The 21,519-nt window shown below is 71.0% G+C and carries 20 protein-coding genes; 14 read left to right on the forward strand and 6 right to left on the reverse strand.

The window, feature by feature from the left end; all coding sequences use genetic code 11:
* Positions 1–16: 16 nt before the first annotated feature.
* From mftD to mftA, 4 genes are all read right to left on the reverse strand, one after another.
* Entirely contained in the window at positions 17–1,210 is a 1,194-nt protein-coding gene (gene mftD, locus ABT297_RS11945; RefSeq protein ID WP_350547866.1) for a pre-mycofactocin synthase MftD, read from the reverse strand.
* A gap of 225 nt (positions 1,211–1,435) precedes the next feature.
* On the reverse strand, positions 1,436–2,659 hold the full coding sequence (gene mftC, locus ABT297_RS11950; RefSeq protein WP_350547868.1) for a mycofactocin radical SAM maturase: 1,224 nt from the start codon (positions 2,657–2,659) through the stop codon (positions 1,436–1,438).
* The gene (mftB, locus tag ABT297_RS11955) at positions 2,656–2,955 is read right to left on the reverse strand and encodes a mycofactocin biosynthesis chaperone MftB (protein ID WP_350547870.1); all 300 of its coding nucleotides are present in this window, start codon (positions 2,953–2,955) and stop codon (positions 2,656–2,658) included. Before mftB ends, mftC begins: the two co-directional genes overlap by 4 nt.
* A gap of 32 nt (positions 2,956–2,987) precedes the next feature.
* On the reverse strand, positions 2,988–3,131 hold the full coding sequence (gene mftA, locus ABT297_RS11960; RefSeq protein WP_350547872.1) for a mycofactocin precursor MftA: 144 nt from the start codon (positions 3,129–3,131) through the stop codon (positions 2,988–2,990).
* A 92-nt stretch (positions 3,132–3,223) separates the two neighbouring features.
* On the opposite strand from mftA, the gene mftR reads away from it, so the two are divergent.
* The 11 genes from mftR to ABT297_RS12015 all read left to right on the forward strand — a co-directional run bounded on the left by mftR (position 3,224) and on the right by ABT297_RS12015 (position 15,581).
* A complete protein-coding gene (gene mftR, locus ABT297_RS11965) occupies positions 3,224–3,838 on the forward strand; it encodes a mycofactocin system transcriptional regulator MftR (protein WP_350547874.1) in 615 nt (204 codons plus the stop codon).
* Between the two features lie 77 nt (positions 3,839–3,915).
* On the forward strand, positions 3,916–4,713 hold the full coding sequence (locus ABT297_RS11970) for an SDR family oxidoreductase (protein WP_350547876.1): 798 nt from the start codon (positions 3,916–3,918) through the stop codon (positions 4,711–4,713).
* Positions 4,710–6,125, forward strand: coding sequence for a mycofactocin biosynthesis glycosyltransferase MftF (gene mftF, locus ABT297_RS11975; protein WP_350547879.1), 1,416 nt, complete (start codon positions 4,710–4,712; stop codon positions 6,123–6,125). The genes ABT297_RS11970 and mftF overlap by 4 nt, the downstream gene beginning before the upstream one ends.
* The gene (mftE, locus tag ABT297_RS11980; RefSeq protein WP_350547881.1) at positions 6,122–6,838 is read left to right on the forward strand and encodes a mycofactocin biosynthesis peptidyl-dipeptidase MftE; all 717 of its coding nucleotides are present in this window, start codon (positions 6,122–6,124) and stop codon (positions 6,836–6,838) included. Before mftF ends, mftE begins: the two co-directional genes overlap by 4 nt.
* A gap of 244 nt (positions 6,839–7,082) precedes the next feature.
* Complete coding sequence (locus tag ABT297_RS11985; protein ID WP_350547883.1) at positions 7,083–8,483, forward strand: dihydroorotase; 1,401 nt, start codon at positions 7,083–7,085, stop codon at positions 8,481–8,483.
* Positions 8,473–9,108, forward strand: coding sequence for a cysteine hydrolase family protein (locus tag ABT297_RS11990; RefSeq protein WP_350547885.1), 636 nt, complete (start codon positions 8,473–8,475; stop codon positions 9,106–9,108). Before ABT297_RS11985 ends, ABT297_RS11990 begins: the two co-directional genes overlap by 11 nt.
* A 1-nt stretch (position 9,109) precedes the next feature.
* Positions 9,110–9,622, forward strand: coding sequence for a (2Fe-2S)-binding protein (locus ABT297_RS11995; RefSeq protein WP_350547887.1), 513 nt, complete (start codon positions 9,110–9,112; stop codon positions 9,620–9,622).
* On the forward strand, positions 9,619–12,990 hold the full coding sequence (locus ABT297_RS12000) for a molybdopterin cofactor-binding domain-containing protein (RefSeq protein ID WP_350547889.1): 3,372 nt from the start codon (positions 9,619–9,621) through the stop codon (positions 12,988–12,990). Before ABT297_RS11995 ends, ABT297_RS12000 begins: the two co-directional genes overlap by 4 nt.
* On the forward strand, positions 12,983–13,510 hold the full coding sequence (locus ABT297_RS12005; RefSeq protein WP_350547891.1) for a thiamine pyrophosphate-binding protein: 528 nt from the start codon (positions 12,983–12,985) through the stop codon (positions 13,508–13,510). The genes ABT297_RS12000 and ABT297_RS12005 overlap by 8 nt, the downstream gene beginning before the upstream one ends.
* Positions 13,507–14,109, forward strand: coding sequence for a thiamine pyrophosphate-dependent enzyme (locus ABT297_RS12010; protein ID WP_350547893.1), 603 nt, complete (start codon positions 13,507–13,509; stop codon positions 14,107–14,109). The genes ABT297_RS12005 and ABT297_RS12010 overlap by 4 nt, the downstream gene beginning before the upstream one ends.
* On the forward strand, positions 14,106–15,581 hold the full coding sequence (locus ABT297_RS12015; RefSeq protein WP_350547895.1) for an amidohydrolase family protein: 1,476 nt from the start codon (positions 14,106–14,108) through the stop codon (positions 15,579–15,581). Before ABT297_RS12010 ends, ABT297_RS12015 begins: the two co-directional genes overlap by 4 nt.
* Positions 15,582–15,680: 99 nt before the next feature.
* Here the strand turns inward: ABT297_RS12015 and ABT297_RS12020 are convergent, their stop codons facing one another.
* Together ABT297_RS12020 and ABT297_RS12025 are read right to left on the reverse strand one after the other, a co-directional pair.
* Positions 15,681–17,342 carry an aldehyde dehydrogenase family protein gene (locus ABT297_RS12020; protein ID WP_350547897.1) on the reverse strand — a complete coding sequence of 554 codons (1,662 nt, stop codon included), beginning with the start codon at positions 17,340–17,342 and terminating at the stop codon, positions 15,681–15,683.
* Between the two features lie 220 nt (positions 17,343–17,562).
* Positions 17,563–17,793, reverse strand: a complete 231-nt coding sequence (locus ABT297_RS12025) for a hypothetical protein (RefSeq protein ID WP_350547899.1) — start codon at positions 17,791–17,793, stop codon at positions 17,563–17,565.
* Here ABT297_RS12025 and ABT297_RS12030 point away from each other — a divergent pair.
* From ABT297_RS12030 to ABT297_RS12040, 3 genes are all read left to right on the forward strand, one after another.
* Positions 17,792–18,730 carry a BMP family ABC transporter substrate-binding protein gene (locus tag ABT297_RS12030; RefSeq protein WP_350547901.1) on the forward strand — a complete coding sequence of 313 codons (939 nt, stop codon included), beginning with the start codon at positions 17,792–17,794 and terminating at the stop codon, positions 18,728–18,730. The two genes, ABT297_RS12025 and ABT297_RS12030, sit on opposite strands and share 2 nt — an antisense overlap.
* A 64-nt stretch (positions 18,731–18,794) precedes the next feature.
* Positions 18,795–20,330 (forward strand): ABC transporter ATP-binding protein, encoded by a 1,536-nt coding sequence (locus ABT297_RS12035; protein WP_350547904.1) that lies wholly within the window; start codon positions 18,795–18,797, stop codon positions 20,328–20,330.
* Positions 20,327–21,519 (forward strand): ABC transporter permease (locus tag ABT297_RS12040; protein WP_350547906.1); only part of this gene is annotated, 1,193 nt, incomplete at its 3' end. The genes ABT297_RS12035 and ABT297_RS12040, both read left to right, overlap by 4 nt.

The raw sequence follows: 21,519 nt of genomic DNA on the forward strand, positions 1-21,519 counted from the left end.
GCCGTGATCGCGTCGATCAGAGCATTGCCGACGCCTCGGCCGGCACGCCCAGACTGCGTTCGAAGCCGGGCGGGATGACGATGTCGTCCGGGCTCAGGTCGTGGATCGAGGAGTGGCCCAACCCGAGCAGGGCGGAGTCGATTCCGTTACGGAGGATGTCCAGGACGTTCTCGACGCCGGCCTGGCCGTTGGCGGCGAGGCCCCACAGGTATGCCCGGCCGATCATCACCGCCCTGGCGCCCAGGGCGACCGCCTTGACGACGTCGCTGCCGCGGCGGATGCCACCGTCGAGCAGCACGTCGATCTGCCCGCCCACGGCACCGGCGATCGCCGGCAGCGCGCGGATCGACGCCGGTGTGCTGTCAAGGTTGTTGCCACCGTGATTGGACACGGAGATGGCGCTGACCCCGCAGTCGACGGCCCGTTTGGCGTCGTCGACCCGGATGACGCCCTTGAGCATGAAGGGCCCGTCCCACTGTTCGCGCAGCCAGCGGACGTCGTCCCAGCTCGGCGGCGGGGTCTGCATCCACTGCCCGTACGCCCCGAAGAAGGTCGGCGTCGTGCCGTCCTCGGTCAGGTTGGGCACGGTCAGGTCGGGGACGCGGCCGGTCTTGGCATAGTTCAGCAGCCACCGCGGGCGGGTCAGTGCCTGCGGGGCGTATCGCAGCATCGCCTTGACGTTCATGCGCTCGGGGATGGACGGGCTTCCCCAGTCCCGGCCGTGGGAGAACGACCAGTCCAGCGTGGCGATGAGCCCTCGGGCGCCGGCCGCCCTGGCGAGTTCGAGGCGCCGGACCATCTGCTCCCGGGAACCCATCCAGTAGCTCTGGAAGAACGTCTGAGAGTTGGCGGTGACGACCTCTTCCAGCGGCTTGCTGGCGAACGAGCTCAGCGACATGGCGGTACCGCGGGCGGCCGCGGCGCGCGCGACCGCAACCTCGCCGTCGGGATGGACGGCCTGCACGCCGGTCGGTGAGATGATCACCGGCAGGGAGATGTCCTCGCCCATGACCGTGGTCGCCAGGTCTCGCTGGGCGGACAGGCCGGCCACGTGGGGGGCGAAGCCGAGCTCGCCGAACGCCCGCTGGTTGTCCTCGAGGGTCAGGCCCCGCTCCGAACCGGCGATGAGCGCGCCGTACACCGACTTGGGCAGACGCTTCTTGGCGCGCCGCTGCGCCTCCGCCACGGTCTCGAACCAGCCGTTGCTCATGCCGTCACCTCCGCTTCGCTCCGGCAGCGGCATGAGCCGCACCTGCGTTCCTGACGAGCGGCCACTCCGCCCGGTCTGGCTCGATGAGGCTTCGCGCTGATCGACCCAGACCAGGCGCCGCTTCGCTGCGCACCGCTCATGCCGTCACCTCCGCTTCGCTCCGGCAGCGGCATGAGCCGCACCTGCGTTCCTGATGAGCGGCCACTCCGCTGCGCTCCGTACCGCTCATGCGGAACGCTCCTCGGTGAAGCCGGCAAGGGGGTCCTCGTCGCAGGCCCGGTCGGGGCGGCGTCCGATGGTCACCGGAACCGGGGCGCCGCGGGTGGCGCGCTGCGTGCGGTGGGAGTGATCCGGGAACGGGCGTGGCCGGGAGTCGTGCTCGACGTCGGCGAGGGCCGCCTCGCCGAAGCCCTGCACGCACTCCGGGTCCGGACCGTCCAGCGGCAGGCCGGTGAAGAACTTCGCGGCCATGCAGCCGCCGCGGCAGGAGTCGAAGTGTGCGCAGCTCGAGCAGGCGCCGCCGGACTGGGGCCGGCGCAGGTCGGTGAACAGGTCGGACTCGCGCCACACGCGGGTGAAGCCGCCCTCGTCGCGGATGTTGCCGGCCAGGAAGGACTCGTGGATGGCGAACGGGCAGGCGTAGACGTCGCCGACGGGGTCGATCAGGCACACCACCCGTCCGGCGCCGCAGAGGTTCAGCCCGGGCAGTGCCTGCCCGTAGGCCGAGAGGTGGAAGAACGAGTCGCCGGTCAGCACGTCTTCGCCGTGTGCGACGAGCCAGTCGTACAGCTGCCGCTGCTGCGCGCCGGTCGGGTGCAGTTCGTGCCACACGTCCGCACCCCGTCCGGCGGGCCGCAGCCGGGTGAGGCGGAGCTGGGCGCCGTGGGCGTCGGCGATGGCTTTGAACTCGTCGAGCTGGCCGACGTTGTGGCGGGTGACCACGACGGAGAGCTTGAAGCCGCGGAAGCCGGCGTCGCGAAGGTTGCTCATCGCGCGCATGGCGGTCGCCCAGGAGCCAGCACCGCGCACCGCGTCGTTGACCTCAGCCGTCGCGCCGTCCAGCGAGATCTGTACGTCGACGTAGTCGCTGGCCGCGAGGCGCCGGGCGACCTCGGGGTTGATCTTCACTCCGTTCGTCGAGAACTTCACGCCGACGTGATGGGCCGTCGCGTAGTCGACGAGCTCCCAGAAGTCCGGGCGGACCGTCGGCTCGCCACCACCGATGTTGACGTAGAACACCTGCATGCGTTCCAGCTCGTCGATGACGGCCTTGGCCTCGGCGGTCGTCAGTTCGCGCGGGTCGCGCCGGCCGCTGCTGGACAGGCAGTGTACGCACGACAGGTTGCAGGCGTAGGTCAGTTCCCAGGTCAGGCAGATCGGTGCGTCCAGACCGAGCTGGAAATGATCGACCAGGCTGCGGGCGACCGGTGCGACCGGAGTGACGGTCATGAACCCTCCTCGGGTGCTGGATGGGGACGCGCCGGCACGAGCATGTCGCGGGCGGCGAGGGTCGCCAAGGCTTGTTCGTATCGAGGCAGCTCGGCCTCGTCGAGCCCCGCCGCGCAGCATGCCTCCCGTGCGGACGCGGCATCGGGGAGCGCGCGCACGACGTCGAACAGCACGCGGTCCTTGAGGAAGGACAGCCGGCGCGTACCGAAGTGGTACAGCAGGGCCCCGAACGGCTCAGGTCGCACGGAGACCTGGGGGTGCAGGGTCCACGGTTGAGTGGCGTCGAAGCGTTGCACGGGTGGCCCTCCCATCGGTTGCGGGAAGCGGTCTAGTAGACGCCGCACATGCCGTCGATCGACACGTCCTCGATGAGGAGGTCGGCGTCGTCGTGCCGCACCTCGGCGGCCTCATCGATCGCCGGCGCGGTCTGCTGTTCGGCCGGTGCGGTAGCCGACGGGTACGAGCGACTCATAACATGCTCCCAAGGCTCTGGCAGGGACTCCCGCCGTGTGAAGAGCACGATAATGGCACCGGGTGCCGAATGGAAGAGGGATGGGTCGACCGTTGGCAGAAACGTCCTTGCCCGACGTGCGGCGTTCCGGCCGCAAGCCCTCGACGTCCCGGGAGGAGCTCGAGCGGCTGGCGCTCGAACTGTTCGCCACCCGAGGCTTCGACGAGACGGCCGTGGACGACATCGCGGCCGCCGCCGGAATCGGCCGGCGTACCTTCTTCCGCTACTACCCGTCCAAGAACGACGTCGTGTGGGGTGACTTCGACCGCGAGCTCGATCGTATGCGCGACTGGCTGAACGCCTGCCCCGACGCGCTTCCGTTCATGGACGCGATCCGCGGCGCCGTGGTCGCCTTCAACACCTACGATCCCGCGACCTTGGCGTCACACCGCTACCGCATGTCCCTGATCCTCACCGTTCCCGCCCTCCAGGCGCATTCGACGCTGCGCTACGCCGAATGGCGCGCCGTCATCGCGGAGTTCGCGGCCCGGCGGCTCGGCCAGCGCCCCGGTGACTTCCTTCCGTGCGTCATCGGCCACGCGGCACTCGGCGCCGCGATCGCCGCGTACGAGCAGTGGCTGCTCGATGCTCACACGCCCCTCGGCACCCTGCTGGACACGGCGTTTCGTGAGCTGACCGCGGGTTTCTCCGGACACGACCAGCGCTAGAGGGCCGGCGTCGCCTTTGTTTTGGCACCGGGTGCAGGTATGGTCCACGCAGGGCCGGACACTCCGAAGGGGCCTCCATGACCAACGAATCCCGGCCTGTCGCGGTCATCACCGGCGCGGCGCGAGGCATCGGCGCCGCGGTCGCCAGGCGGCTGGCCGGTGACTACGACCTCGTGCTCGGCGATGTGGCGGATCCGTGCGCAGTGCCCGATCTGGGCTATCACCTGGCCACGTTGGCGGAGCTCGACGAGGTCGCCGACGCGTGCCGAGCGCTCGGCGCGCGGGTGACCGTCCGCCCGTGCGACGTACGCAGCCCCGCCGACGTCGACGCCCTCGTCGCGGCGGCGGGAGACCGCCTCGTCGCGGCGGTGGCGGTCGCCGGCGTGATCGGAGCGGACGGGCCGGCCTGGCAGCAGACGCCTGCCGACCTCGATCGGGACCTGGCGGTCAACCTGCACGGCGTGGCGAACCTCGCGCGCGCGGCGGTGCCGCGCATGCTGGGCCGGGCCGAGGCGTCCCGGTGCCGCTTCGTCGCCGTCGTCTCCTCGGCCGCGGAGCGCGGCCTGCCCCGGCTGGCCTCGTACGTCGCCGCCAAGCACGCCGCGCTCGGGTACATCCGGTCCCTGGCCGCCGACCTGGGCGGTTCGGGCATCACGGCGAATGCCGTCCTGCCGGGCAGCACCCGCACCGCCCTGCTCACCCGCACCGCCCGCGCCTACGGGCTGGACTCGGCCGGCGATTTCGCCCGGCACCAGCGGCTCGGGCGCCTCCTCGAACCCGAGGAGGTGGCCGCCGCCGTGGCCTGGCTGTGCTCCGCGGCCGCCTCCGCCACCACCGGCGCGGCCTTCGCCGTGGACGGCGGGTTCACCGGATGACCGCGTTTCAGCTCGCTCCTGGCGTCGAGCGGCCGGACGCGGCCACCCTCGCCGGTGGCTCGCCCTACCGGGTCATGCGTCTCGCCCCCAAGGGGGTGGCGGCCCTCTCGCAACTGCTGGCCGCTTCGCAGCCGCCGCCGCCCGAGTCGGCGGGCGGGCGGCTCGCCGCGAGGCTGGTCCGGGCCGGAATGCTCGTGCCGCCCCTGGCGGAGCCGGTCACGCCCGCCGATGTCACGGTGGTCATCCCGGCGCTGTCGGCACCCGAGCCGGTGCGCCGGCTGCTGGACAGCATTCCCGGCGGGGTGCCCGTCGTCGTGGTCGACGACGGATCGGCCGAACCCCTCGCGCCGCTCGCGGAGGGGCGCCCGGACGTCGTCGTCATCCGCCATGCTCAGCGGTGCGGGGCTGCCGCGGCGCGCAACTCCGGCGCCGCGCTCGCGGAAACCCGGTGGATCGCCTTCGTCGACGCCGACGTCCAGCCGCCCGCGGGCTGGCTCGGCGCCCTCCTCGGCGTGACCGCCGAGCCTGACGTGATCGCCGTCGCGCCCCGCGTCGTCACCACCCACGCGCCCGGTCTCGTCGGACTCGTCGAGTCCCGGGCGAGCGCGCTCGACTTCGGCCCGGTCCCGGCGGACGTCGTCGCCGGCTCGGCCGTCAGCTTCGTCCCCACCGCCACGCTGATCGTCGACCGCGATCACTTCCGCGCCGTCGGCGGCTTCGACGAGGCGATGCCCGTGGGGGAGGACGTCGATCTCGTGTGGCGGTTCGCCGGCCGCGGCCGCGTCCGCTACGAACCACGCATCGTCGTGTCGCACCAGCCGCGCCCGACGTTGTGGAAAGCCCTGTCCCGGCGGCGCTTCTACGGAGACAGCGTCGGGCTGCTCGAAGTGCGCCACCCCGGGACGATCCGCCACGCCAACGTGTCGATCCGGTCGCTGGCACCGTGGCTGCTGGGCGTCGCCGGCCGCCCCGGGCTGGGCGTGGCGGCCGCCGGCCTCGCGATCGCCGGCGCGCCCCGTGAGCTTCCCCAACTCTCGCCGGGGCCGGCGCGGCGGTTGGCCGCCCGCGGCCAGATGCTCGCCATCACCGGCCTCGGCCGCTGGATGGTGCGCCCGTTCCTGCCGGTGACAGCGGTCGCGGTGGCGCTTTCGCACCCACCCCTGCGGCGGCGTCTGCTCCTGGCGATCGCGGCCGGCTACGCCGAGGTGGCGTCGCGCGCCGCCATCCAGGAATACCGTGCGGGCGCCTCCTGCTCGCAGACCGTTCGCGCCGCCGCGGAGACGGTGCTCGCCCACGCCCTGGACGACGTGGCCTACAGCGTCGGCGTGTGGCGCAGCTGCCTGCGATCCCGCGCTCCGGGCCCGCTGCTGCCGCGGGTCCGTGACCTCCCGAGCCTCCAGCGGCGCCGATGAGCGCGCACCCGATGCCACCGCTGCGAGACGCGCGCTGGCCCCAGGTCGAGGCGGCCCACCGCGACGTCCTGATCCTGCCGCTCGGCTCGATGGAGCAGCACGGACCGCACCTTCCCCTCGACACCGACGCGTTCATCGCGGATGCCGTCGCACGGCGCCTGCACGGGATCCACCCGCAGGCCGGACTCGCGCCGGTACTGCGGCTGGGGGCCAGCGACGAGCACGCGGCCTTCCCGGGGACGCTGTCGATCGGCACGGACGCCTTGACGCACCTGCTCAGGGAGCTCGTCCGCCGCGCTTCGCGGTGGTGGCGCGCGGTGCTCATCGTCAACGGGCACGGCGGCAACGTCGACGCGCTCCGGCAGGTCAGGGACGTCTGCGGCCGCGAAGGCATGCCGATCGTCGTCCACCACCTGACGGTCCCGGGCGGGGACGCCCATGCCGGCCGGACGGAGACCTCCCTGATGCTCCATCTCGACCCGGCCCGGGTCCGGTACGACCTGGCGGAGCCCGGCGAGACGACGCCGATCGTCGAGCTCATGCCGCGACTGCGTGCGGACGGCGTTCGGGCCGTGAGCGGGAACGGTGTGCTCGGGGACCCCGCCGGCGCGTCGGCCGAGCGGGGTGCCGAGCTGTTCACGTACCTCGTCGAGCGCGCCGACGCGGCCCTGACCGGCCTGCTGACCGCGGTCGGCGGGGGCTCGACGGCGTAGGCAGTCATCTTATATTGCAAGATGTCGTTCCGCATGCTTGACATGGTCTAGCGCCCTGGATAGCGTCCCATGGACGGCATTGCCGCACCGGTTCGGCCACTGGGTCAGGACGGTCCGGCGGCGTGAGATGTTCCCAACCCCTTTGGGTCAGCGGCCGACAGCTACCCTCCCGCGAACCGCGTGCCGGCCCGGCGCACGGCTCGATGATCTTCGGCCATCACGAGGCGAGAAAACTGGAAGAGGCATGCAGGTAGACAAGCTGGTCGTGGGCGGGCGGATCGTCAGCCCGAGCGGCATCGTCGACGCCGCGATCGCCATCGCGGATGGTCGCGTCGTGGCCATCGGTGACGAGCGGGCGCTCCCCGAGGCCGCCGAACGGATCGACTGCGGCGGCAAGTACGTGCTGCCGGGGCTGGTCGACCCACACGTCCACCTGGGCGGTGGCCGGCCGCTCGCCGAGATCTTCGCTTCGGAGACGGCCAGTGCGGCGCGCGGTGGCGTGACCACCGTGCTGCAGTACCGCCGCTCCGCCAAGTCGTTCCTCGACACGTTCCCGGCCGAGCTGGAACTGTCCCGGACCCGGATGCTCGTCGACACGCAGTTCCACTTCATCATCTCGACGATGGAGCAGGTGTACGAGATCCCGCGGTACGCCGAGGAGTTCGGCGTGACGAGCTTCAAGTTCTACATGGGCGGCTACGAGCCGGGAAACCCGATCGGACTGGTCTCGGTCAACGACGCGGTGCTCTACGCGGCGATGGAGCGCATCCGCGAGCTCGGTCCGCACGCCTGGTGCATGGTGCACTGCGAGGACGACTCGCTGGTGTGCCACCTCACCGCCCAGGTGAAGTCCCGCGGCGGCAACGACCTGGCCGCCTATACCGAGTCACGCCCCGACTTCGTCGAGGAGCAGGACCTGCTCCGGGCGATCTGGCTGGCCGACCTCCAGGAGTGCCCGCTCTACGTGCCCCACACCACCGTGGGCATGGCCGTGGACGCGGCAGCCGAGTCGCGGCGCAAGGGGCGCACCGTCGTGCTCGAGACGTGCCCGCACTACCTCGCGCTCACCGCTGACGATCCCCGGCTCGCCGCCCACGGCTCGGGGGTCGGGAAGGTCGCCCCGGCCCTGCGCAACGCGGAGCACCAGGCCGAGCTCTGGCGCGGCCTGCGCGAGGGCTGGATCGCCACCATCGGATCCGACCACGTTCCGATCGCCAAGTCCGGCAAGGGCTTCTGGGAGGAGGCCCCGGGCTTCGCGGGTCTGGCCACGATGCTTCCCGTCGTGCTGACCGAGGGCGTCCTCAAGGGCCGCATCACCTTGGAGAAGGTCGCCGAGACCATGGCGTACAACCCGGCCCGGTTGTTCGGCCTCTACCCGCGCAAGGGTGCGCTGCAGGTCGGCTCGGACGCCGATCTCGTCGTGGTCGACCTGGACAACGAGGTCACGGTCGGGCCCGAGGTCACGCGGAGCGAGTTCCCCAGCGCGTTCGAAGGCGTGCCGCTGCGCGGCTGGCCGACGTTGACGATGCGCCGTGGCGAAGTCATCTTCCGCGACGGCGAGGTCCTGGCCGAACCCGGCAGCGGGCAAGTGATCACCAAACCCGAGCCCGACCTTACGAAGGGAAGGAACTGGCATGCCGCTTAATGTCAAGCTCGATCCGCGGGAGGTCGGGCTGCTGGTCGTCGATATGCAGAACGGCTTCTGTCACCCCGACGGCTCGCGTGGGCAGGCCTTCGGCGCGGACGCCGTCCGCCGCCCGCGGGAGATCATCCCCAACGTGATCACGGCGATCGACCTGGCGCACCGCCTGGACATCCCGGTGTGGTTCACCCAGCAGGTGCACTACAACGACGATGTCACCCGCGGGCGCCGGCGGATCCCGTCACACCTGGAGCGGCGTGGCGTCAAGCTGGAGCTCTGCCGGCGCGGCACCTGGGACGCCGAGCTCCTGGACGAGATGAAGGCCGTCAGGCAGGAGCGCGACGAGATCGTCGTGAAGCACCGTTCGAGCGCGTTCTTCCAGACCACGCTCGAGGGCGAGCTGCGCATGCGCGCCGTTCAGGTGCTGATCGTGGCCGGGACGACCACGAGCTTCTGTGTCGACTCGACGATCCGCGACGCCTACGCGCGGGACTTCGACGTCGTCGTTCCCGCCGAGTGTGTAGCCGACTCCGACGACGCAGCGCATGCCGCGACCCTGGCGAGCATCGAACGATTCCACGGCGTCGTCACCGACCTGACCGGGTTGATGGAAGCGCTGGACAGCTGAGATGCCAACTCCCACCGGATCGCCGGGAGGGTCAGCGGACGAGCCGGTACGAACGCTCACGGTCGACGGTGCGCGGCTGACGATCACGGGGCCGCCGCACGCGACCCTGCTGGACGAGCTGCGCGCCGCCGGCTACACGGCGCCGAAAGCGTCGTGTCGGCGCGGCGAGTGCGGTGCCTGCACCGTCCTCGTCGACGGCCGGGCGATCATGGCCTGCACGACGCTGGCCGCGCTGGTGTCCGCGGATGTCACCACCGCTGCCGGACTGGGAGAGGCGTGCGACGACCTGCGCGCCGCGTTCGCGGATCACGCCGCGTTCCAATGCGGGTTCTGCACGCCGGGGCAGGTCGTGCGCGCCGAGGCCGTGCTTCGCGAGGATCCGCACCGCAGCCGGGACGAGATCACCCGCGCCATGGCGGGCAACGTTTGCCGGTGCACCGGGTACCGCCAGATCGTGGACGCCGTCTGCGCGGTGGCGCAGTCGCGCCGGCGGGCTGTGGAGGCCGGCGCGTGAGCGTGGTCGGTCGTTCCGTGCGTCCGATCGACTGGGTCGAGAAGACGTCAGGCACGGCCCGGTACGCCTCGGACGCGCCGCCCGCCGGAACGCTGGTGGCGCGGGTGCTGCGCGCGCCGGTCCCGCACGCGCGGATCCAGCGGCTCGACGTCAGCGAAGCGCGGCGGGTGCCCGGGGTCCGCGCGATCGTCACCGCCGCCGACTTCGCGCCCGGGGTCATGTACGAGCACAGCGGCGAGCCGTACTCCGACCGCTCGCCGCTGGCCGTCGACCGCGTGCTCTATGTCGGCCACGAGGTCGCCGCGGTGGCCGCCGACACCGCCGAGGCGGCCGAGGAGGCGCTGCGCCGGATCGTGGTCCGCTACCGCCGGCTGCCGGCCGTGCTGTCCGTGCCGGCCGCGCTCGACCGGCGGGCACCGCTGCTGCACAAGCGCCCGAGCGGGACGAACGTGGCCCTGGCCACGGCGGGTCACTGGGGCGATCTGGAACTGGCCACCCGCAACGCCGTCACCTCGGTCGAGGGCACCTTCCGGTATCCCCGGGTCAACCACGCCTGCATGGAGCCGAACACCACGATCGCCTGGTGGCACGACGAGCGGCTCGAACTGTGGACCTCCTCCCAGGCGCCGCACTTCGTCGTGCACGAGCTGTCACGGGTGCTCGGGCTGCGGCTGGACCAGGTGGTCTGCCGCGACGTGTCGGTCGGTGGTGGCTTCGGGTCGAAGTCGAAGGTGTCCGAGCACGAGGCGCTGGCCGCCGCGCTGTCGATGAAATGCGGGCAGCCGGTACTGCTGGAGCTCTCGCGCGCCGAGGAGTTCGCGTTCACGAAGCCGCGGCACGCGTTCACCACGACGCTCGTCGCGCACACCGACGCCGACGACCGGATCTGCTTCCTGGACGTCAAGGTCGACGTCGACAACGGGGCGTACAACCACTTCGGGCCCTCGGTGATGCGGGCCGGCATCAAGCAGCTCGGGTCGATGTACCGACCGGACGCGGTGCGGTGGGACGCTCGGCTGGTCGACACGAACCTGGTACCCGGTGGGCAGTTTCGCGGGTACGGCCAACCCCAGACGGCGATCGCGCTCGAGTCCGCGGTCGACGAGCTCGCCGAGCGATGCGGCCGCGATCCGCTGGAGTTCCGAATCCACAACGCCAGCCGGCCCGACACCCAGGCGCTCGCCGGGGCGTTGATCGGCTCGAACCGGTTGGTCGAGTGCCTGCAGAGCGTGCGTGAGCGGATCGGCTGGGACGAGAAGCGGCGCGCGAAGCGGCCCTGGCGCGGCGTGGGCGTCGCGTCCGGGATGCACGCGAGCGGCTCGTATGCCTATCCGGGCGGGAACGTCAGCGCGGCCGGCGTCGAGGTGACCAGTACCGGTGACGTCGTGGTCCGTTTCGGCGGCGCGGACGCCGGCACGGGACAGCGCACGATCCTGGGGCAGATCGCCGCCGAGGTGCTCGACGTCCCGTTCGATCGGGTGCGGGTCATCATGTCCGACTGGGACGAGACCCCGCCGGACATGGGAGCCTGGTCGTCCCGCGGTACCCACATGGGCGGTCATGCCACCCGGCAGACGGCCCAGGCGGTCGCCGATCGCCTGCTGGAACTCGGCGCGGCCAAGCTGGGGACCTCGCAGGTGCGCCTGCGCGCGGGTCGGGTCGAGTCGGCCGGCGCCGCCGTCGAGATCGGCGAGCTGGTCGAGCTGGCGCCGGAGTCGGCCAACGGCAGCCTGCGCATCGACCTCGAGTACCTCGAGAAACGGATGCAGCCCTACTGGACCGGCATCGACCGCCCGAACATCTCGGCGAGCTACTCGTTCACCGCGCACGCGGTCGAGGTCGAGGTCGACCCGGACACCGGGGTGATCACGATCCTCGACTACGTCGCGGCCCACGACATCGGCCGCGCGATCAACCCGGCCCTGGTCACCGGTCAGGTCATCGGCGGTGTCGTCCAGGGCCTCGGTGCGGCGCTGGGCGAGCGGCTGATCCACGAGGGCGGCCGCGTGGTCAACCCGTCGTATCTGCACTACTCGTTGCCGCGCGCGACGGCGGTGCCGTCGATCGACGTGGAGCTGATCGAGGGACCGGAGCCGGCCGGGCCGTTCAACGCGAAGAGCGTCGGCGAGGTCGCCATCATCCCCTCCGCACCAGCGCTGCTCAACGCCGTGTACGCGGCGACGGGCATCCGGTTCCGGGAGCTCCCGCTCACGCCGGATGTCGTCCTCGCCGCGCTGCGGGAGCACGCCGGCACGCCGCCCCGCCGCCACCACCTCGCGCGCCGCCCGTCGCGCTGGCAGATCGAGCTGTTCCGCAGGCTGTACCCGTTGGGCCTGCATCACCTGCTCGACCGCGTCGGCACGCGGTGGGCGCGCCGCCCTGAGCCGCGACCGGTCGAGGCGATCGGCCTGCCGGCGACCGTGGCCGACGCCGTCGCGGCCCTTGCCGCACCCGATGCGGTGGTCCTGGGCGGCGGCAGCGACCTCATCGTCCAGCGCGACCAGGCCCTGACGTACCCGCGGGTACTCGTCGGCACGTCACGCATCAGCGCGATGCGCACGATCGACGAACTGCCCGACGGTGCGCTGCGGATCGGTGCGGCGGCGACCCTGACCGAACTCGGGCGGTGGGCGGACGGACGGATGCCGCTGCTCGCCGAGGCCATCGACACGATCGCCTCTGCGCAGATCCGTGAGGTGGCAACGGTCGGCGGTAACCTCGGGCAGGCGAAGCGCTGCTGGTTCTTCCGCAACGGCTTCGACTGCTACAAGCGGGGTGGCGTGACGTGCCCCTGCTATGCCGTGTCCGGTGACCACCGGCTGCACCACGCGGCGATCGGCGCCCACCGCTGTCAGGCCGTCACGCCGTCGGATCTCGCCACGGTGTTCGCCGCGCTGGATGCGCAGGTGCGCATCGCGGGGCCCTCGGGCGCCCGGATCACCTCCATCGCGGGGCTGTTCAAGGGTCCGGGGGAGCTGAGGCTGCGGCCGGCCGAGTTGATCGAGTCGGTCTCGATCGCCGCCGACGCACGCGGTCGCTCCGGCGCGTTCGCCAAGCTGCAGCAGTGGGACGGCGACTTCGCGCTGGTGTCTGTTGCCGCCTCGGTCTCGATCGCACCCGACGGTCGTTGGGAATCACCACGTTTCGCGTTCGGCGGGCTGGCGGCGACGCCGTGGATCCCGCAGCGACTCTGCGCCGAACTGTCGGGCACCCGCCCCACCCGGCAGATGGTCACCTCACTGCTCAGCAAGGAGTTCGAGTGGCAGGCACATCCCTTACCGGGTACGCGGTGGAAGCTCGATGCCGCAGTCGGATTGTCGGGTCAGGTCACCGACCGGCTGCTCGGCGGCGGAGGCGGCCATGAGTGAGACCGGGTCGAACGGGGCCGACCGCGCGCGGCGGATCGCCGAGCGGCTGCGGGCCGGCGGCGTGGAGCTCGCCGCGTCCCTGCCGGACAGCTGGCTGAGCCCGCTCATCGATCGGGTTGCCGCGGACGAGCACATCAGGCACGTGCGGGTCAGCCGTGAGGACGACGCCGTGGCGATCGCCGGTGGTGCGGCGCTGATGGGCAAGCGGTCGGTCGTGTTGTGCCAGAACGCCGGGGTGCTCCTGGCGACGAACGTGCTCGCCGCGTTCTCCTACCACCACCAGCTCCCGCTGCTCATCGTCGCCGCGGCGCGGGGCGGCGCGGAGGACGGTTTCTACTATCAGATGTACAAGGGCCAGGTGAGCGCCGGCGTGGCCGCGGCCGCCGGGCTGAGCGTCCATCAGGTGACCGGGCCCCAGGACGACTGGCTGTTCGAGCGTGGCAGTGAGCAGGCGTGGCTGCAGCGCCGTCCGGTCGTGCTGATGTGCTCCCGCGGCGCGCTGCTGGGAGCCGCCGCATGAAGCGCGCCGAACTGGCGGCGGCGATCGCGGCCGCCGCGCCGGACCACGTGATCATCACGAGCCTGGGCAGCGCCGGACGCGCCTGGCGCGACCACGGCGGGCCGAATCCGACGTTCTTCGGGTCCGACCCGATGGGCGCCGCGCCGGGCCTTGCGCTGGGTGCGGCGCTGGCCCGGCCGGACCTGCGGTTCCTGCTGCTCGAAGGCGACGGCGACCTCGTCATGAACCTCGGCGTGCTACTCGCGATCGCCGACGCCGGGGCCGGGAACCTGCGCGTGGTCGTCTTTCACAACGGCCGCTACGAGACGGGTGGCGGACAGCCGCTGGCCGCGGCCGGGCGGGCGGACCTCGGCGCCGTCGCGCTCGGGGCGGGATGGCCGTGGGTGCGCACCCTCGAGCGCGGGGCATCGGGGGACACGCTGCGGGCCGGAGTCGAGGCTCTGCTCGCGGCTCCTGTGGCGCCGGCACTGCTGGTCGCCGAGGTCGATGCGGAGGCTTCGCCGTACGGCGGCCCGGGCGAGCTGTCCGGAGTGGAGGCGCGCGTGCGCTTCCAGGAGCAACTCCGCAACTGGGAATCGCGAAGGGAAGACGCGGGATGACGGCGCTGATTCTGCGCAACGGAAGGCTTCTGGATCTGCGGCACGGTGGCGAGATCGGTGACGTGGTCATCGTCGACGGCGTGATCACCGACCTCGGGGCGGGTGCCGCGCAACGTCACGCCTCGGCCGCCTCCGGGCCGGCCGAGGTCGTGGACCTGGCCGGGGACATCGTCATCCCGGGGCTGATCAACGCGCACACGCACTCCAACCAGACCATCGAGAAGGGGCTGTGCGACGCGCTGCCGCTCGATGCCTGGATGACACTGGCCAGCTACGGGGGCGCCGGTGCGCGCCTCTCGCCGCGCGACCTCTACGTCTCGGCGATGGTCGGGGGCCTGGAGATGCTGCGCAGCGGTACCACCGCCGTGCTGGACTGTGCGCGCTCGGACATCGAGTGGGTCGACGAGGGCATGGACGCCATCATGCAGGCGTACGTAGATCTCGGCCTGCGCGCGAACGTGGCGATCCAGTACTCGGACCTGGACTTCTTCTCGTCCATCCCCATCGACCTGGTCCCCGGTGGCGCCGCCCTGCGCAAGCCACCGATCGCGCAGCCCGACCAGGTGCTCGCGGCGGCCGGCCGCTTCATCGACCGCTGGTCCGACCGTTCCGCCCGGGTCCAGCCGATCCTCGGCCCGTCCTCCCTGCCGCGCTGCTCGACCCCCCTGTTCGAGGCGAGCATCGACCTCGCCCGCAGCCGCGGGGTCAGGCTGCAGACCCACCTGCTGTCCGCGGCGTCCCAGGTGACGGTGGCGAAGGAGCGCTACGGCGTCACCACCGTGGAGTTTCTCGCCGCGATGGGCGCGCTGGAGCCGTGGGCGTCGTTCGCACACGCGATCTGGCTCGACAGCCGCGAGGTGGGGATCTTCGCGGAGACTCCGGCGGTCGCCGTGCACAACCCGGCGAGCAACCTCAAGCTCGGCGCCGGAGTCGCGCCCGTCCCCGCGCTGCTGCGCGCGGGCGCCAGGGTGGCGATCGGGTCCGACGGGGCGAGCAGCAACGACACGCAGAACATGTTCGAGACGCTCAAGCTCTCGACGATCATGCACCGCGTCCAAGGTCCGCAGAGCACCTGGCCCACCGCCATGGACGGCCTGACGATGTGCTGGACCAACGGCGCCGCGGCGATGGGATCCGACATCGGCCGGCTGGCCGTCGGCGCCCGGGCGGATCTCACCGTGCTGGACATCGACTACGTGTGGCCCGCCCCGGCGGCGCAGCTCCGGCAGCAGCTGGCCTACGGCGAGCTGGGCAGCGCGGTGCGCAGCGTCTATGTCGAAGGGCGGGCGCTGCTCGCCGACCGCCGGATCACGACGGTCGACGAGTCGGCGATCCGTGCCGAGGCGCGCGAGATCGCGGCGAGGATCTGGAGCACCCTCCCGGACCGGCTGGCCCGCTTCGAGGAGTTCCGGCCGGTGCTCGAGCAGATTGAGGCCGCTGTCGGCGGCGTCGTCGGCGATCGCTGCCACTGAGCGGCGTCAGCCGCTACAAACCACCTCGGCCGCTGCGGGACATCACCCGCAGCGGCCGAGATGTTGAAGGGGGAGTGGCGCGAGACCGGTCAGTCAGTGTCAGTCACGGCTGCCGAGCAGCTTGACCGCGACCGCCTTCTCGCGGGTGAACTCGTACAGGGCCCGGTAGCCGTTGCCGGACGAGAAGCCACTGGCCTTGTACATGTTGAAGGGGAGCCCGATCACGCCGGCGTCGGCGAACTGGTTCACCGACACCTGACCGGCCTGGATCTCCGCGGCCATCCGAAGCGCCCGGGATACGTCCTGGGTCCACACGCACGCGAGCAACCCGAAGTCGGTCCCGTTCGCCAGGTGCAGGGCGTCGGCCTCGTCGGAGAACGTCTCGAGCGTCAGGACCGGGCCGAAGATCTCCTGGCCGATCACGGGCGCGCCGCGGTCGGCCACTTCCAGGACGGTGGGCTCGAGGAAGTGCCCCGCCCCGCGGCCCTGCGGACGTCCGCCGCCGATGAGCAACTCGGCCCCGTCGCGCAGTGCGGCGTCGACGATGCCGGACACCCGCTGATGCTGGACCGTGTTGACGAGCGGTCCCATGTCGAGGTCCTCGTCCCACGCGCCGAGCCGGATGTCGGCCATCCGCGCCAGCACCTGATCGCGGACCTCGCCGATGATGGACCGGTGCACCAGCAGGCGGGAGCCGGCGTTGCAGTTCTGGCCGGCGTTCTCCGTGATGGATCGGACGATCGTCGGGATCGCGACGTCGAGGTCGGCGTCGGGGAACACGATGTTCGGCGACTTGCCGCCGAGTTCGAGCTTGATCGGCGTCAGGTGCCGCGCGGCGCCCTGCATGACGAGACGACCGGTCGCCACGGACCCGACGAAGCTGACGTGGTCGACGCCCGGGTGGCTCACCAGAGCCGCGCCGAGGTCGGCCCCGACGCCGGTCAGCACGTTGAGCACGCCCGGCGGCAGGCCGGCCGCCTCGGCCAGCTCGACCAGGGCGTGCACGACGAGCGGCGCGACCTCGGAAGGCTTGAGCACCACGGTGTTGCCCGCGGCCAGGGCCGGCGCGAGGTTCGCCGCGCTGAGCAGCGCCGGGACGTTCCAGGGCAGCACGATCGCGCACACCCCGTATGGTTCCCGCACGGTGTAGCCGAAGAACTCGGGCTGGCGGACGGGGAGGGTGGCGCCGGTCAGCTTGTCCGCCCCGCCGGCCGTGTACGCCAGGATCGATCCGGCGATGATGATGTTCATCCGGGCGGCCGAGAGCGGCTTGCCGACGTTGCGGGCCTCGATCGCGGCCAGGCGTTCCTGGTTTTCGAAGATGAGTTGTGCCCAGCGGGACAACAGCGCGCCACGCTCGGAGGGCGAGGTCCTGGACCAGTCGCGCGCCGCGGCGCGTGCGGCCGCGACCGCTCGGTCGACGTCACTGGTCCTGCTCGTGTGGATCCGACCGTACTCCTCGCCGGTCGCCGGATCGATGGTGGACAGGACCTCGTCGCCGCCCGTCCAGATTCCATCGATGAGCGTGCCTGGCTGATCGATCACTGCGTCAATCGTGGTCACGTAGGGATCATCGGCGAGCGCATTCCACCAGTCAAGACGCTCTCTCGTAATACGTAATAACGTTGCGCTCTCGGCCGCGGGTTCGCGACGCCGCGACCGGCAAATCTTAGCAAACCGGGCGTACCGCCACGCATGGGTCGGTCGGCGGGCCCGGGCCGGTCGCCCGAGTATCTCGTATAGCAACGAACCGTATTGCATGACGGGATAGCCGGTGTTACGTTTCGCCAGCCTGAGACTTCAGTCGTCGGCGCTCGTACAGGACCGCAAGCAACCTGGGCGACAGCGTCGCCGAACTGGCCGCGACGCGTGACTGGCACCTGGCGCACGGCGACCTCGCCGAGGCGGACAGGGCCAGAGCCGGACACCCCATACGAAGCCGGATACCCCATACGAGAAGGAACGGGTGCATGATGCGAAATCACAGGTTGGCCGCGCTCTGCGCGTCTGCCGTGGTCCTAGCGCTCACGACGACGGCCTGCGGCTCGAGTGGCGGTGGCGGCGGCGCGTCCGGTTCGCCGAGCGCGTCGAGCAGCGCGCAGGGTCCCGACCCGTTCGCCGTGGCGAAGGGCCCGAGCGTCGGCAGCCCGGGCTCCGCGACGGCACCCGAGTGGGAAGGAAAGACCTCGATCCCGGCCAACCAGCCGGACATGAACAAGGACGGGAAGGTGTCGATCGGCGTCATCACGTCCGGCGACACGGGCGATGGGACCTACTACCAGAGTGTCGCCGACGCGGCGCAGTACGCCGGGAAGAAGTACGGCTGGAAGGTGTCGGTGCAGGGGCTCGTACCCCTGACGCAGGCACTGAGCACCGCCGAGAACCTCTGCCGTCAGCGCGTCGACATGGTCATCATCGGCGACGCCCAGCTCGCCCAGGCGGTCAACGCCGCCAAGGAGCCGATCTGCAAGGACACGTTCTTCTACCTGCAGGGCGGATACGGCTCGCCCAAGCAGGACGCGACCTTCACCCAGTCCTACGACGTCGGGCTGAGCTACGCCTACGTCTCCGGCGTGGCCGCCGGCGTGTACATGAAGAACAAGAACATCAACAAGGCCGGCTTCATCTCGGGCTTGGCGGCCCCGTTCAACACGACCATCGGCGCGGTCTTCAAGAAGGGCGTCCTGTCCCAGGTACCCGACGCGAAGGTGATCGAGACGTACACGGGTGACCAGATCGACGTCGGCAAGGCCGTCGAGGCGTTCGCCGCGCAGCAGTCGCAGGGCATCGGCCTCGTGTACCCGTACTTCGGCGCCCCGACCGTCGCGATCGCCAAGAAGGCGAACGCCGCGAACGTCCCGGTGATCGGGTCGCCGATCAACTTCTGCGACTCGACCTCGCCTGCGTTCATCGCCTCCGTGATCTTCGCGCCCGGCTACTACCTGTCCCCGCTGCTCGACGATTTCGCGAATGGGAAGCTGCCGCTCGGCGGGACCCGGAACTGGCGCTTGGGTGTCGATCCGGTTCCGGCCGTGCAGGCGTGCTCGTCGGCCGGCGCCGAGGGGGCCGCGATCGAGGCGGCGATCAAGCAGGCACAGACCGACATCAACAACGGAACGATCGATCCGTTGAAGCTGGCCGCCGGCTGATCTGCGGATGACCATGGCCAACCCGAATGGGTCCAGCATGGTGACCGGCCATCCGATGCTTCGGATGGCCGGTGTCACCAAGTACTTCAACGGCCGTGCCGCCTGCGACGACGTCGACCTCAGCGTCGCTCCGGGAGAGATCCATGGCTTGCTCGGCCAGAACGGCGCGGGCAAGTCGACCTTGATGAACGTTCTCCTCGGGCTGGTCCGGCCCGATCGGGGTGTCATCGAGGTCGCGGGAAGGCCCGTGACGATCCGTGATCCCAACGACGCGCGAGCGCAGGGCATCGGGATGGTGCATCAGCACTACAGCCTCATCCCGACGCTGTCGGTCTGGGAGAACATCGCGATCACCACGAAGGGCCGCGTCAAACCGGATCGGATCACGGCGCTGGTCAACGAGACGAGTGCGCGGTACGGGCTGGAGGTGTCGGCGTCGAAGCGCGTCGGCGACCTCACGGTCGGCGAGCAGCAGCGCGTCGAGATCGTCAAGTGCCTCATCGAGCACCCGAAACTGCTCATCCTGGACGAGCCGACCGCCGTGCTCACCGAGCGCGAGTCGCAGGCGCTGTTCTCGATGCTGGGTCAGGTCGTCGACGGAGAGGACTGCTCGGTCATCCTCATCAGTCACAACCTCGCCGAGATCCGGTCGGTCGCACACCAGGCAACGATCATGCGCAACGGGCGGGTGGTGTCCCGGATCGCGCCGTCGGAGACGTCCGTGGCCGAGCTCGCGCGGCACATGATCGGCCACGACCTGCGCAACGAGCCGGACGCCGCCACCGCCATCGGTGCCGACGTGCGGGTCAGCCCGTCGCCGGTCGCGACCGTGGCATCGGCCGGGAAACCCGGGAGCCCGCCCGCGCTGGAAATCGAAGAGGTGACGGCATTCCTCGCAGGCGGGCGTCGCGCGCTGGACGCGCTCGGCCTGCACGTGCGCGGTGGCGAGGTGCTGGGCGTGGCCGGCGTGGAGGGCAACGGTCAGAAGTGGCTGGCCTCGCTCCTTGCCGGTGCGCTGTCCCCGCACACGGGACGGGTACGCGTGCGTGGCACGAATGTCCGGGTGAACAAGCCGGGCGCGATGAGAGCGGCGGGCGTCGCCGTGGTGCCCGAGGACCGGCGTGAGTCCGGTTGCGTCCTGGACATGTCGGTGGCGGACAACCTCGCATTCGCCGCGCTCGGCTCGCTCGCGCGACGCGGTGTGGTGTCACGCCGCCGGGTGCTGGCCCTCGCCGAGAGCCTGGTCGACGAGTTCCAGATCGCCGTCGCCTCGGTGGACCAGCCGATGCGGTCGCTGTCCGGCGGCAATCAGCAGAAGGTCGTACTCGCGCGCGAGCTCTCGACGGACCCGACCGTGCTCGTGCTGGCGCAACCGACGCGCGGGCTGGACGTCGGTGCGATCGCGTACATGCACGAGCGGATCCGTGCGGCCGCGAACGCCGGCGTCGCCGTCGTGCTGATCTCGACGGATCTCAACGAGATCATGCAGGTGTCGGATCGCATCGCGGTCATGTACCGGGGCAAGGTCCGTGGCGAAACTCCCCGCGCCGAAGCCGACTCCGAGAAACTGGGCTTGCTGATGGGTGGTGTGCACGCGTGAGTGGGCTCGATCTGCCGGAGAAGACCAAGAAATCGTCGCCCGCCGGTCCGTCCTCCGGCACCGGAGTCCGGCCGGGTGGCCTTGGCGGCGAGCTGGCCGCCGCGTTACGCGGCAATTCCGGGCCGGCGGCGCGTCAGGTCGGCATGTTCGCCCTGTTCCTCGCCGTCGGCCTGGGGGTCGGGCTGGTCCTGGCCTGGTCGACGGGGCACTCGCCGGCGGTCGTCCTCGCCGATCTGTTCGAGGGCAGCTTCGGCAACGCGATGTCGATCGGCTACACGCTCTCCTTCGCCGCTCCGCTGCTGCTCGTCGCCGTGGGAACGGTGATCTGCATGCAAGCGGGCCAGTTCAACATCGGCCAGGAGGGTCAGGTCACGCTCGGAGCGGTCGGCGCCGGATTCGTTGTTTTCAACATCGACGGGCCGGGGATCGTGGTCATCCCGCTGGCGTTCGTGGCGGCGGCGGTCGCGGGAGGGCTGTGGGCCGCGCTGGTCGCGCTGCTCAAGTTCACCCGGGGCGTCAACATCGTCGTGAGCTCGCTGCTGTTCGTCTTTCTCGCCGAGCAGCTCATGGTGTGGCTGATCAGTGGCTCCGGACCGTTGCACGACGACGGGGACGGCGTGCTGGGGGCGGGCACAGCGTCCCAGTCACCCACGGTGGCGACCGGTGCGAGACTGCCCACGCCGAACCTCTTCGGTCTCGACATCCCCAGCGGTTTCGTGATCGCCGTCGTCGCGGCGATCGTCGTCGCCTGGGTACTGCGCTCGACGCTGATCGGTTACCGGCTGCGGATCCTGGGCCAGAGCCCGGTCGTCGCACACACGATCGGCGTCAGCGAGTCCCGCCTGGGCTCGCTGGCCGTCGCCGCGTCCGGCGCCTTCGCCGGAGCCGCGGGCGCGGTGATCCTGCTCGGCCAGAGTTTTCAGCTCCACCCGGGTACCGCTAGCAGCATTGGATGGAACGGGTTGCTCATCGCATTGGCGGCGCGAACGAAGCCCGGTGTCAGCGCCGTCCTCGCGGTCGTCTTCGGCGCCATGATCGCGGGTGGCGGTCTCCTCGGCAGCGACAACGTGCCGGTCGACATCGTCAACGTCATGACCGCGTCGATCGTGGTCGCGCTCCTGTGTCCCCCTGTCGTGCTCGTCGCTCTGCGACGGCGCCGGCAGCGCCGAGCCGCGGAGGAGAGGGCATG

This window comes from Dactylosporangium sp. NPDC000555, assembly GCF_040300025.1.
Classification (GTDB): Bacteria; Actinomycetota; Actinomycetes; order Mycobacteriales; family Micromonosporaceae; genus Dactylosporangium.

What these genes read in the sequence shown, in the direction of transcription:
- mftD (WP_350547866.1), bottom strand. Translation starts at nt 1,210, where the DNA reads ATGAGCAACGGCTGGTTCGAGACCGTGGCGGAGGCGCAGCGGCGCGCC.
- mftC (WP_350547868.1), bottom strand. Translation starts at nt 2,659, where the DNA reads ATGACCGTCACTCCGGTCGCACCGGTCGCCCGCAGCCTGGTCGATCAT.
- mftA (WP_350547872.1), bottom strand. Translation starts at nt 3,131, where the DNA reads ATGAGTCGCTCGTACCCGTCGGCTACCGCACCGGCCGAACAGCAGACC.
- ABT297_RS11970 (WP_350547876.1), top strand. Translation starts at nt 3,916, where the DNA reads ATGACCAACGAATCCCGGCCTGTCGCGGTCATCACCGGCGCGGCGCGA.
- mftF (WP_350547879.1), top strand. Translation starts at nt 4,710, where the DNA reads ATGACCGCGTTTCAGCTCGCTCCTGGCGTCGAGCGGCCGGACGCGGCC.
- mftE (WP_350547881.1), top strand. Translation starts at nt 6,122, where the DNA reads ATGAGCGCGCACCCGATGCCACCGCTGCGAGACGCGCGCTGGCCCCAG.
- ABT297_RS11985 (WP_350547883.1), top strand. Translation starts at nt 7,083, where the DNA reads ATGCAGGTAGACAAGCTGGTCGTGGGCGGGCGGATCGTCAGCCCGAGC.
- ABT297_RS11990 (WP_350547885.1), top strand. Translation starts at nt 8,473, where the DNA reads ATGCCGCTTAATGTCAAGCTCGATCCGCGGGAGGTCGGGCTGCTGGTC.
- ABT297_RS11995 (WP_350547887.1), top strand. Translation starts at nt 9,110, where the DNA reads ATGCCAACTCCCACCGGATCGCCGGGAGGGTCAGCGGACGAGCCGGTA.
- ABT297_RS12005 (WP_350547891.1), top strand. Translation starts at nt 12,983, where the DNA reads ATGAGTGAGACCGGGTCGAACGGGGCCGACCGCGCGCGGCGGATCGCC.
- ABT297_RS12010 (WP_350547893.1), top strand. Translation starts at nt 13,507, where the DNA reads ATGAAGCGCGCCGAACTGGCGGCGGCGATCGCGGCCGCCGCGCCGGAC.
- ABT297_RS12015 (WP_350547895.1), top strand. Translation starts at nt 14,106, where the DNA reads ATGACGGCGCTGATTCTGCGCAACGGAAGGCTTCTGGATCTGCGGCAC.
- ABT297_RS12020 (WP_350547897.1), bottom strand. Translation starts at nt 17,342, where the DNA reads ATGCAATACGGTTCGTTGCTATACGAGATACTCGGGCGACCGGCCCGG.
- ABT297_RS12030 (WP_350547901.1), top strand. Translation starts at nt 17,792, where the DNA reads ATGAACAAGGACGGGAAGGTGTCGATCGGCGTCATCACGTCCGGCGAC.
- ABT297_RS12025 (WP_350547899.1), bottom strand. Translation starts at nt 17,793, where the DNA reads ATGTCCGGCTGGTTGGCCGGGATCGAGGTCTTTCCTTCCCACTCGGGT.
- ABT297_RS12035 (WP_350547904.1), top strand. Translation starts at nt 18,795, where the DNA reads ATGGCCGGTGTCACCAAGTACTTCAACGGCCGTGCCGCCTGCGACGAC.